The organism is Polynucleobacter sp. (genome assembly GCF_018500155.2).
In the GTDB taxonomy this organism is placed as follows: domain Bacteria; phylum Pseudomonadota; class Gammaproteobacteria; order Burkholderiales; family Burkholderiaceae; genus Polynucleobacter.
Genome location: NZ_JAHBAK020000065.1, coordinates 1 through 11,160, shown reverse-complemented (window position 1 = coordinate 11,160; position 11,160 = coordinate 1). Strand labels below are relative to the sequence as shown.

10 protein-coding genes and 1 pseudogene are annotated in these 11,160 nt (G+C 45.5%); 9 read left to right on the top strand and 2 right to left on the bottom strand.

All coding sequences use genetic code 11. The annotated features are described in order from the left end of the window. The 6 genes and pseudogenes from KIH43_RS07665 to KIH43_RS07640 form a co-directional block, all read left to right on the top strand. Positions 1-361, top strand: a pseudogene (locus tag KIH43_RS07665) (protease modulator HflK); the annotation flags it as partial. Further along, entirely contained in the window at positions 361-1,230 is an 870-nt protein-coding gene (hflC, locus tag KIH43_RS07660; protein ID WP_296968876.1) for a protease modulator HflC, read from the top strand. The pseudogene KIH43_RS07665 and the gene hflC, both read left to right, overlap by 1 nt. A gap of 20 nt (positions 1,231-1,250) precedes the next feature. Continuing rightward, positions 1,251-2,411, top strand: coding sequence for an ATP phosphoribosyltransferase regulatory subunit (locus KIH43_RS07655; protein WP_297719436.1), 1,161 nt, complete (start codon positions 1,251-1,253; stop codon positions 2,409-2,411). 82 nt (positions 2,412-2,493) lie between these two features. Next, positions 2,494-3,834: an adenylosuccinate synthase gene (locus tag KIH43_RS07650; protein ID WP_297719433.1), complete on the top strand. Its 1,341-nt coding sequence runs from the start codon at positions 2,494-2,496 to the stop codon at positions 3,832-3,834. Positions 3,835-3,916: 82 nt separating this feature from the next. Further along, a complete protein-coding gene (locus tag KIH43_RS07645; RefSeq protein WP_297719430.1) occupies positions 3,917-6,133 on the top strand; it encodes a malate synthase G in 2,217 nt (738 codons plus the stop codon). A gap of 76 nt (positions 6,134-6,209) precedes the next feature. Next, complete coding sequence (locus KIH43_RS07640) at positions 6,210-6,704, top strand: hypothetical protein (RefSeq protein ID WP_296968868.1); 495 nt, start codon at positions 6,210-6,212, stop codon at positions 6,702-6,704. Here the strand turns inward: KIH43_RS07640 and KIH43_RS07635 are convergent. Then, positions 6,691-7,206 (bottom strand): hypothetical protein, encoded by a 516-nt coding sequence (locus KIH43_RS07635; RefSeq protein ID WP_297719426.1) that lies wholly within the window; start codon positions 7,204-7,206, stop codon positions 6,691-6,693. The genes KIH43_RS07640 and KIH43_RS07635 overlap by 14 nt on opposite strands. A 66-nt stretch (positions 7,207-7,272) precedes the next feature. On the opposite strand from KIH43_RS07635, the gene KIH43_RS07630 reads away from it, so the two are divergent. Genes KIH43_RS07630 through KIH43_RS07620 form a run of 3 tightly spaced genes read left to right on the top strand, consistent with a single transcriptional unit; the run spans position 7,273 to position 9,750 of the window. Continuing rightward, complete coding sequence (locus KIH43_RS07630) at positions 7,273-8,502, top strand: MFS transporter (RefSeq protein WP_297719423.1); 1,230 nt, start codon at positions 7,273-7,275, stop codon at positions 8,500-8,502. A gap of 44 nt (positions 8,503-8,546) precedes the next feature. Then, complete coding sequence (locus tag KIH43_RS07625) at positions 8,547-9,230, top strand: dienelactone hydrolase family protein (RefSeq protein WP_296968862.1); 684 nt, start codon at positions 8,547-8,549, stop codon at positions 9,228-9,230. Between the two features lie 22 nt (positions 9,231-9,252). Then, positions 9,253-9,750, top strand: coding sequence for a hypothetical protein (locus KIH43_RS07620; RefSeq protein WP_297719420.1), 498 nt, complete (start codon positions 9,253-9,255; stop codon positions 9,748-9,750). Positions 9,751-9,781: 31 nt separating this feature from the next. Here KIH43_RS07620 and KIH43_RS07615 read toward each other — a convergent pair. Next, a partial coding sequence (locus KIH43_RS07615; RefSeq protein ID WP_297719417.1) for an APC family permease occupies positions 9,782-11,160 on the bottom strand: 1,379 nt, incomplete at its 5' end.

The following is an 11,160-nucleotide window of genomic DNA, read 5'->3' as shown; positions in this document are numbered from 1 at the left end:
CTCCAAGGCGCCACAAGTTACACGCGACAGAATGTATATCGATACTATGCGCGATATGTATAACAACGTGACGAAGATTTTGGTCGATACCAATAAGAGTAACAGTCTGTTGTATTTGCCACTCGATAAAATCGTTGCACAAGTGAGTGCTGAGAGTGCTCAAGCTGCTAGCTCACAAGTAAATCAAGGTGGCTCGTCTTCTTCGTCTACCAGCACACCAACTGGATCGGTCACGGTTGGCGGGTCTACTGGTAACAATAGTTCTGGTGCAAGCTCTAGCTCTATGCCCTCTACAGGGTCTTCTAATGCTGACAAGCGCGATGGCTTGCGTAGTCGTGATCGTGACAGGGATTACCGCTAATGAATGCTAATCGTTTGATCGCCGCTGCTATTGCATTTATCGCACTAATCTATGTGCTGTCCTCGAGCATTTTCATTGTTGACCAACGAAAATTTGCTGTGGTCTTTGCCTTTGGTCAAATCGTACGGGTTATTGAAAAGCCAGGCCTACAAGTCAAATACCCCAGCCCGTTTGAAAGCGTGCGCTTTTTTGATCGCCGTATTTTGACGATTGATAACCCCGAAGCTGAGCGCTTTATTACCGCCGAGAAGAAAAATCTATTGGTCGACTCTTATGTGAAATGGCGTATTGTTGATCCGCGTAAATTCTTTATCAGTTTTAAAGGTGATGAGCGTTTAGCTCAAGACAGGCTCACCCAATTGGTTCGCTCAGCATTAAACGAAGAATTCACTAAGCGTACGGTGCGTGAGTTGATTTCAGATCAACGTGAGCAGGTGATGCAAGGTATCCGCAAAAAAGTAGCGGATGATGCATCCGATATTGGCGTAGAAATCGTGGATGTGCGTTTGAAGCGAGTGGATCTTCTTGCTGAGATCAGTGACTCAGTCTATCGCCGCATGGAAGCAGAGCGTAAGCGTGTGGCAAATGAATTGCGTTCTACGGGTGCAGCTGAATCCGATAAGATCCGCGCTAATGCCGAACGTCAACGCGATACGATTTTGGCTGAAGCTTACCGAGATGCACAAAAAATCAAAGGGGCAGGTGATGCTAAAGCTACCGCCCTATATGCCGAGGCGTTTGGTAAGGATCCTCAATTTGCTCAGTTTTATCAAAGTCTCGAGGCTTACCGTAACTCATTTAAGGACAAGAAAGATCTGATGGTCGTAGAGCCTAACAGTGATTTCTTTAAGTTCCTGCACAAGAAATAAAGCGCTAGAGATAAATCACTATGAATCGTTGGCTTCTCCCAGAAGATATTGCAGATGTTTTGCCAGCGCAAGCTCGCAAAGTGGAGATGCTACGCCGTTCTATTTTGGATCTATATCAGTCCTATGGCTATGAATTAGTCTCCCCACCGATTTTAGAATTCTTAGATTCTTTATTAACCGGAACCGGATCCGATCTCAATTTACAAACCTTCAAGTTAGTCGATCAATTATCAGGTCGCACTTTGGGTTTGCGTGCTGACATTACACCTCAAGTAGCACGCATTGATGCGCATTTATTAAATCGTGCTGGCGTAACACGTCTATGTTACGCAGGTTCTGTGGCACATGCCCGTACGCCTTTAGGCAGCTCTTCTCGTGAGCAGTTGCAATTAGGTGCTGAGATTTATGGCAGTGCTAACTGGGAAGCTGACTTTGAGGCCATTACGTTATTGCTCAAAACCCTGGAGACAGCTGGTCTCAAGAAGGTCTATCTCGATTTGTCGCATGCAGCAATTGTCACGGGTATTTTGGGTGATCAACTCTTAGATAAGGATGCGATTGAATCTTTGTACGGTCTATTGCAAAGCAAAGATCGTCCACGTTTACAACAGTGGTCAGCATGCTTACCTGCATCAGTTGCCAAGGCGCTACTGACGTTAACTGAACTCAATGGCCCGTGTTCTGATGTGTTGGCGGAAGCGAAAAAGAACTTGCCAAAACACGCTGCCATTGACCAGGCTCTAACAGACCTTGAGCGTATTGTTTTGGCTTTGAAAGCTACTACTGGACTAGAGCTCAGTATTGATTTAGCGGATCTTAGAGGTTATCAATACCACAGCGGCGTCATGTTTGCTGCTTATGTTGATGGCTTGCCTCAACCCATCGCAAGAGGGGGGCGCTACGACCAGGTAGGCCAGGCTTTTGGACGTGCGCGCCCAGCAACCGGTTTTTCACTTGATTTATTGACACTCTCGAGCTTATCCCCTATTCAAGTGCGTAAACCTGCCATTTTGGCTCCTTGGTTGCAAGATGCTGCGCTTGAGAAAACGATTGCTGATTTGCGCAGCCGTGGTGAGGTCGTCATTCAGGTTTTTGCTGGTGAGTCTGTAGAGGCTGCTGAGTATGAATGCGATCGAGAATTAGTAAAGCAGGGCGATTCCTGGGAAATTAGGAAGAAGTAAGGATGCCGATGAACCCGTTCTCATTGTTCGCCTAATTCATTAACACTTAACTTATTTTGTCATTATCTTTTTGGATTTCACTATGTCTTCAAAGCAGCAAGCACAAGGTCGTAATGTAGTTGTCATTGGCACCCAATGGGGTGATGAAGGCAAGGGAAAAGTAGTTGATTGGTTAACCGATCATGCTCAAGCGGTAGTGCGCTTCCAAGGTGGTCACAATGCTGGTCACACTTTGATTATTGGCGATAAGAAAACCATTCTTCGCTTGATTCCGTCAGGCATCATGCATAAGAATGTCATCTGCTATATCGGTAATGGCGTTGTACTCTCGCCAGAAGCGCTATTTAAAGAAATCGGTGAACTAGAGTCAGCTGGTTTGGATGTGCAATCGCGTTTAAAGATCTCGGAAGCAACGACATTAATTCTGCCTTATCACGTTGCAATTGATCATGCGCGTGAGAAAAAACGTGGCGAAGCCAAAATTGGTACAACGGGTCGCGGCATTGGTCCAGCCTACGAAGATAAAGTAGCACGTCGCGCACTGCGTGTGCAGGACTTGTTTTATCCAGAAAAATTTGCCGCACAGTTGCGTGAAAATTTGGAATATCACAATTTCATGCTCACCAACTATTACGGTGCCGAGCCTGTGAATTATGAAAAAACATTGGCTGAGGCAATGTCTTATGCTGAGCGTTTAAAGCCTATGGTTGTAGATGTCTCTGGTGCGTTATATGCAGCTGAGCAAGCGGGGCAAAATCTACTATTTGAGGGCGCCCAAGGAACGCTACTCGATATTGATCATGGTACGTATCCTTATGTCACTTCCAGTAATTGTGTAGCTGGTAATGCGGCTGCCGGTTCTGGTGTGGGACCAGATTCATTGCAATACATCTTGGGCATTACTAAAGCGTATTGCACGCGTGTTGGTGCGGGCCCATTCCCAAGTGAGCTCTACGATCACGATAATCCTGCAAAGCAAGATCCAATCGGAGTGCGCCTTGCTGAAGTGGGTAAAGAGTTCGGCTCTGTGACAGGACGTCCACGTAGGACTGGCTGGTTAGATGCAGCTGCCTTAAAGCGCTCCATCCAGATTAATGGTTTATCAGGCTTGTGTATTACCAAGCTCGATGTGCTAGATGGCATCGACACCATTCGTCTGTGCGTCGGCTACATGCTCGATGGCAAGAAATTAGATGTATTGCCTAGAGGTGCCGAGGCGGTTGCTCGTTGTGAGCCGATTTATGAAGACTTTCCTGGCTGGAAGGGCTCCACCTTTGGTATCCGAGAGTGGTCAAAGTTGCCAGTAGAGGCACAAAAATTCTTGCGCCGCATTGAGGAGGTTGCTGGAAAACCGATTGCAATGGTTTCGACAGGCCCTGAACGCGATGAGACCATCTTGCTTCAGCACCCATTTAAGGATTGAGCGAAAATAATCGATTAAGCATTGGCGGCGTCTTATTAACGAATAAACCCTATTTTTAACTTTTGCATAAGAAATCACTACTATGACTGCGCGTACTACCTGCAATAGCCTTCAAGTGGCAACCCCTTTATATCGTTTCATTGAAGACAAAGTTCTTCCTGGCACTGGTATCAAGAGTGCTGACTTTTGGAAGGGTTTTGATGAAATTGTCAAAGATCTGACTCCAAAAAATGATGCTTTACTTGCAAAGCGCGATCGTCTACAGGCCGATTTAGATAAATGGCACCAAGCCAATCCTGGTCCGATCAAGGATATGCCCGCTTATCGCAAGTTTCTAAAAGATATTGGCTATCTTGATGCGGTTCCCGGCAAAGTAGAGGGCACCACCAAGAACGTGGATGATGAGTTAGCTTTGCAAGCTGGTCCACAGCTCGTTGTGCCCGTGCTCAATGCCCGTTATGCCCTTAATGCTGCTAACGCGCGTTGGGGATCTTTGTATGACGCTTTATATGGCACTGATGTTTTATCAGAAGAAGATGGAGCGACAAAATCTGGCGCCTACAATCCCATCCGCGGTGCAAAAGTCGTTGCCTATGCGCGCAATTTTCTTGATCAAGTTGCCCCATTAGCAAAAGGCTCTCATAAAGATTCTGTTGCCTATACACTAGATGGTAATAAGTTGGCGGTAAAGCTCAAAGATGGCGCAACTACAGGTCTAGCTGATGAGAAGCAGTTTGTTGGCTATCAAGGGGATGCTAGCGCGCCTAGTTCAGTATTGTTACGCAATAACGGCATTCATATTGATATTGAAATCGATAAGAGCAAAACCATTGGTGCGAGCGATCCGGCTGGCATTAATGATGTAGTGCTTGAGGCAGCTTTATCTACTATTTTGGATTTGGAAGATTCCATTGCAGCAGTTGATGGCGATGACAAGGTTGTTGCCTACGAGAACTGGCTAGGTATTTTGAAAGGCACCTTGGTTGAAGAAGTTAGCAAAGGTGGTAAAACCTTTACCCGTACCTTAAACCCAGATCGTCAATACAAAGCTGGCATTGGTGCAGTCAATGCCAAGGATGGTATGGTGACATTACATGGACGCTCACTATTATTCCTGCGTAATGTTGGGCACCTCATGACAAATCCTGCCATTATTACTGGCGAGGGCAAGGAAATTTATGAAGGTATCTTGGATGCTGTAGTCACAGTATTGATTGCGTTGTATGACATCAATCGCCCAGCGACTCAAAAAATCGGCAATACACGCAAGGGTTCTGTATACATAGTTAAACCAAAGATGCACAGTCCTGAAGAGGTGGCATTTGCTGCTGAACTATTTGGGCGCGTTGAAAAATTGCTTGGTTTGCCAGCAGATACCGTTAAATTGGGCATCATGGATGAAGAGCGCCGCATGAGCGCGAACATTAAAGCTGCTATTGCAGCAGCGGGAGCGCGCGTTGCGTTTATTAATACCGGCTTCTTGGATCGCACTGGCGATGAAATGCATACTTCAATGTACGCCGGCCCAATGATTCGCAAGGGTGATATGAAAACCAGCAAATGGTTGTCGGCCTATGAGCGTCGTAATGTATTTGCCGGGTTAGATTGTGGTCTGCGTGGACGTGCTCAGATTGGTAAAGGAATGTGGGCAATGCCAGACATGATGAAAGCCATGGTTGAGCAAAAGATCGTACATCCTAAAGCTGGTGCCAATACAGCGTGGGTTCCATCACCTACCGCTGCCACATTGCATGCACTTCACTATCATCAGGTCAACGTAGCCGAGTTGCAAAAAGAAATGGAAAAACTCGATACCGCGGCTGAAGCAGAAGCCTTGGTAGATGATTTATTGACGATTCCAGTGGCAGAAAAAGCCAATTGGTCTAAAGAAGAAATTCAGCAAGAGCTTGATAACAACTGCCAAGGTATTTTGGGTTATGTCGTGCGCTGGATTGACCAGGGCGTTGGTTGTTCCAAGGTGCCTGATATCCATAACGTCGGCTTAATGGAAGACCGCGCCACTTTGCGTATTTCCAGTCAGCATATTGCTAACTGGTTATTACACGGCATCGTGACCGCCGACCAGGTAAATGAGACATTACAGCGTATGGCCAAAGTGGTGGATGGTCAAAATGCTGGGGATCCTTTATACAAGCCGATGATGCCTAACTACCAAGATTCATATGCCTATAAGGCCGCAAGCGACTTGATTTTCAAGGGTCTTGAGCAGCCTAATGGTTATACAGAGCCACTGTTGCACGCATGGCGCTTAGAAGTAAAGAAGGCGCAAGCGAAGTAACGACTCCTAATGAGTAAGAGGAAATGGATTTGTCGCGAGGCAAGTCCATTTTTTTTGGCTCAATAGACCCATTTCCATGTTTAATCTATTTTCCCTTTTTACGCGTTCAGAAGAGCAGTTTGCTTTCCAAATTCATGATGGCGGCAGAGAGGCTTATGGATTTAAGGGTGGGGCGGGTGACTGTGTAGTGAGATCTATTGCCATTGCAAGCAAGTTGCCGTATTTGCAAGTCTACGAGGAGTTGCGCAATGCGAATGCCCGCTATGCAGCCGAATGGGACAATAAAGTCTCCAGGCATTTAGCGCAAAGAGGATCATCGCCCCGTAACGGCAATCACCGCAATGTATTCCATGACTATATATTGAGTCTAGGATTTTCCTGGGTGCCCACAATGAAGGTAGGAGCAGGGTGCCAAGTGCATCTGAGACCGAGTGAACTACCGTTGGGAACTTTAATCGTTAAGGTCTCTAAACATCTCACGACGGTAATTGATGGTGTCATTTATGACACTCACAATCCCTCAAGGGGTGGGAACCGCTGCGTGTACGGCTACTACATTAAGAATCATTAAGACTGCCGCGGCCGTATTTTAAATTCCAGGCGGCTTTATAGGCATTAGTCATTCCAACCATGACTGAAGTGGTCCATGCTAATGAGAAGAGTCCAGTAAAGGAGATGAAGAACGCTAAGCTTTTCCATCCCGGTGGCAGTAAATCCTCCATAAATCCTACGGTGGTGTAGCAGCTACCTGCAAAAAGTAATGCTTGCACTCCATCATTCACTAGGCCAAGCATCAACAAGTAAAAACACCATAGCAAAATCTCAAACATATGCACTAGAGCAATAAAGAAAAAAGATGAGTAAAAATGCATAAATACCCAGTTGTAATGCCCATGCTCTAAGTTGGCGCTAGTCTTGGTCTCAAAGCGCATGATGATATGGTTGATGCCGCTGCCATGAAATATCAAGACAATCACCATTCCGAGCACCCCGAAAAAAATATCAGTCACCAAGGGTATGAAAGGTAAGCCTAAAACCGTTGTTTGACTCAGTGAGTGGGTGAGTGGGGTCATGTGGTTCTGCAAAGATGGATATCAAGATGGATAATGTCATATTGAACTATCCCTGTAAAGTCTATCTTGAGCCAGCCATCGCCATTGTTTGAAAATCCGAAGCGCGAACGTTTTTTTCTTTTTGCTTTAGCAGGAATTCAGTTCACACACATCTTAGACTTTATGATCATGATGCCTTTAGGGCCTCAGTTCATTAAAGCGCTTTCAATCAATGCGCATGAATTTGGTTGGTTGCTATCAGCTTACACATTTGCAGCAGCGATCGCTGGAATATTTGCAACCTACTATGTGGATCGCTTTGAGCGCCGAGAGCTTTTGTTGCGTCTTTATATCTGTTTTATCGTGGCTACCGTTGCCTGTGGATTTGCTCCAAATTACCATCTGCTTTTTATAGCTCGCGCCTGCGCCGGTGCTTTTGGTGGAATTTTGGGATCCCTGGTGCAGACGATTGTGGCAGATTCCATTCCTTTTGAACGCAGAGGAAAAGCGCTAGGGACGGTGATGGCGGCATTTTCGGTGTCGACAGTTGCCGGAGTTCCTTTGAGTTTATTTCTGGCCAATCACATTGAGTTTTTAGGTTGGCGTGCACCCTTTATATTTATTGGATTTGTGTCTTTAGTTATTCTCTATATAGGTTATCGCAATATTCCTAAAATCTCAGGCCACTTGCATCACGTACATGAGGGAAGTCGATTTCAGCAAATCTATCAGATTGCCATTGCTCATCATCACCTGCGTGCGTTTTTATTTATGGGCTTGATTATGATCACTGGATTTTCAGTGATTCCTTATATTGCCCTGTACCTGACTGCTAACGTTGGTATTGCAAACTCCTACATCTCCCTCATTTATCTTTGCGGTGGAGTGGCCACCTTAGTGAGCTCACGGTTTATTGGGCACATGGCTGATCGCTATGGCAAAGTCCTAGTATTTAGGGTGCTCGCCATTGTGAGTCTCATCCCGTTGATTGTGACCACCAATTTAGTGCCTGTGCCTTTATGGGTAGTGCTGATCAACTCCACGGCATTTTTTATTCTCATTTCTGGTCGAATGATTCCTGCCATGGCGCTTGTCAGTCAATTAGTAGAGCCTAAGATTCGCGGAACGTTTATGAGTCTGATTGGATCGATCCAGATGCTAGCCTCAGGTCTGGCTTCGGTATTGGCTGGTGTCATCGTGACAATTACTGCTGAGGGAAAGATGGAGCATTACAACCTTGTGGGCTATGGTGCAGCAATCTGTGGTTTGCTCACCTTTTGGCTGGTAGGATATATGCATTCAGACTCTAAAAAATAAGAGAAAATATTCTGTGGGTAGCAATCACTCATAAAGGAGCGCAAATGATTGAATTCAAAAGACCTGATGGGCAGTCCATTCAAGGATATTTAGCTGAGCCAGCCAATAAAACTCATGCACCTGGTGTTGTCGTCATACAGGAATGGTGGGGTCTGGACGAGGAAGTCAAATCTGTTGCAGATCGCTTAGCAAAAGCAGGTTATCGCGCTTTAGTGCCAGACCTGTATCGCGGCAAATTAGCTTTGGAGGCAAAAGAAGCAGAGCACCTCATGGGAGATTTGAATTTCGGTGATGCTGCGAGTCAAGATATTCGTGGGGCAGTTCAATACTTAAAAAATACGGGAAGCCTAAAGGTGGCGGTTACTGGCTTTTGCATGGGTGGTGCTTTAACGGTACTCTCCGCTTGCAATGTTCCAGAATTGGATGGAACTGTAGTTTGGTACGGTTACCCACCGTTAGAGTATGTCAATGCCAATGCGATTGCTAAGCCAATGATGGCTCACTGGGCTACGCATGATGAATTCTTTGCTATCTCAGGCGTTGATCAACTTGAGGCCAAGCTCAATGATGCTGGCGTTTCCCATGAGTTTTATCGCTATGATGCAAAACATGCTTTTGCTAACCCAAAGTCGGATAAAAGAGGGTTGCCACCATTACAGTACAACGCAGCGGCTGCCAAGCTTGCTTGGGATAGAACCATGGCATTTCTTCAAAAGAATTTAACTTAAACCTTCTTCCGGTCACTCACTAATGCATTTATTCTCGGAAAATCTGGCGGTAGAGGTAGCAAATTACTATCGCAATATCGTATTAGGTCATGGGGCGACCCCAAAAGTTTTTACGATGGTCAATAGCGATGGTGATCAGTACCTGTTCTTTATTGATGATTTGCAAATGGAGAGGGTGGAAGAGGATCAGTTTTTGTCCTATATTGTTCGGGAGCATGATGCAGTGACATATGCTCGTGGCACATTAGTGATTGTTGATAAAGCCCAGCAATTTATTGAGTTTGCCGTAGTGGACAAAGACGATTCGCAGGCGATTGTTTGTTCTGCTGAGCTAACCCGTAATGTAGAAGATAAACCTATTGGTCTTACTGAATTTGAAAAGACGCTTGTAAAAAGAGATTCGATTGTATTTGGCCATCTCTATGATCCGATTGTTCTATCAGATGAGAAGCAGGAAGATTTTGAAGGTTTATGGGATGAGATGAAGCCCAAGATTTTGCATAGAACCATGGCTATATAGACTCATCTTCCTTTGCGGAGAAGGCCCAGCCTTACCGATGTAGAAATTTTCTAAAAAACGCTTCTAAGCCGAATGAGCCTGCAAGCGCCAGCATGAGTGCAATCGCGCTACCCGAGGCAGTTTGCAACACATTGATAAATAATGTGGCGAACAGACCTAGGTTAATGATGATGGCTGACCATAAAGGCCAAAGTTTAGCGTTGGTTTGGTTACGAACTTGAATATGACCATAGCTAATCGCAGCATAGACCAATAAAAAAGCAAGACTAGCCATTTTTCCCACAACATCAAGTGGGAATATCAACACTAAAGCAATCACGATCAGTGAAGAGATAGATAAAGCGCGTATTTGTGTTTTTAAAACAGTAGACCCCAAAGTTTTAGAGATGGAATTCTTGGTCGCCATATCTGCAGCAATATTGGAAGCCGCAAAAATGGTTGCATTTAAGGCGGCTGCACAAGCCAACAATGCGGAAATACCGATTACCAAAAAGCCCAATTTGCCCGCAACTATTTGGGCAGCATCTGCAAGGACATGCCCGTTAAATTGAGCAATCTGATTTTGCGAAAGTAGCAACACGGTAGCCGTGCTGACCAAGATATAAGCAATAGTAACTAGTGCAAGCGCTGTGAACATGGCCACAGGCAGCTCTCGCTGAGGGTTTTGCATGGCATTTGAGGAATTGGTAACAACACCAAAACCTTGATAGTTAATATAGAGAATGCCAGTGGCGATCGCAATACCATTGACTGACCAGCTTGACATTGAAAATTGGCTGATATTTGCAGTGTGTATTCCATCTACTGAAAAAAGAAGTAAGGCGATAGTGACAAATCCAATTGCGAGTGTTTCGGCACGCCCAACAATTTTGGTGCCTAATAAATTAATTCCCGCGCAAAAAATAACGATAGCCGCTCCAACTGCTTTGACACCCATGGGTGAAAGGGATCCGCTGATCATCGTACTGGCGTATTCAGAAAAGCCTGCTGCATACAGAGCGGCAGCAATTAGGTAAGCAATGTATTGAAAGATATTCAGTCCACCAGAAATAATGCCTGGACCAAAACACATGACGGTAAAGGTTGCAGCGCCACCACTGCTTGGGAAGGTGGCACCTAATTTGGCATATGAATACACCGAGAATGAGGCGGCAATTGCGCCGATCAGAAAGGCGAGGGGGATATGGGTTCCCGCATGTGCACTGGCGGTGCCTAAAAGGGAAAACAGTCCAGCCCCCATCATTCCTCCAATACCTAGAGCGGTAGCGGAAAAGAGGCTGATATTTTTACTATCGACGTGGGATTTTTTGAGAAGCTGAGAGTTCACAGAAATGCTTGTAACAAAGGCTTGTAATTGCCCAATTAGACCCCATATATGTCGTGTGAGGAGAGTTTGGTGCCCAGGAAGGG

Excerpts from the sequence above, each read along its gene's own strand:
- hflC (WP_296968876.1), top strand. The coding sequence starts at position 361 with ATGAATGCTAATCGTTTGATCGCCGCTGCTATTGCATTTATCGCACTA.
- KIH43_RS07655 (WP_297719436.1), top strand. The coding sequence starts at position 1,251 with ATGAATCGTTGGCTTCTCCCAGAAGATATTGCAGATGTTTTGCCAGCG.
- KIH43_RS07650 (WP_297719433.1), top strand. The coding sequence starts at position 2,494 with ATGTCTTCAAAGCAGCAAGCACAAGGTCGTAATGTAGTTGTCATTGGC.
- KIH43_RS07645 (WP_297719430.1), top strand. The coding sequence starts at position 3,917 with ATGACTGCGCGTACTACCTGCAATAGCCTTCAAGTGGCAACCCCTTTA.
- KIH43_RS07640 (WP_296968868.1), top strand. The coding sequence starts at position 6,210 with ATGTTTAATCTATTTTCCCTTTTTACGCGTTCAGAAGAGCAGTTTGCT.
- KIH43_RS07635 (WP_297719426.1), bottom strand. The coding sequence starts at position 7,206 with ATGACCCCACTCACCCACTCACTGAGTCAAACAACGGTTTTAGGCTTA.
- KIH43_RS07625 (WP_296968862.1), top strand. The coding sequence starts at position 8,547 with ATGATTGAATTCAAAAGACCTGATGGGCAGTCCATTCAAGGATATTTA.
- KIH43_RS07620 (WP_297719420.1), top strand. The coding sequence starts at position 9,253 with ATGCATTTATTCTCGGAAAATCTGGCGGTAGAGGTAGCAAATTACTAT.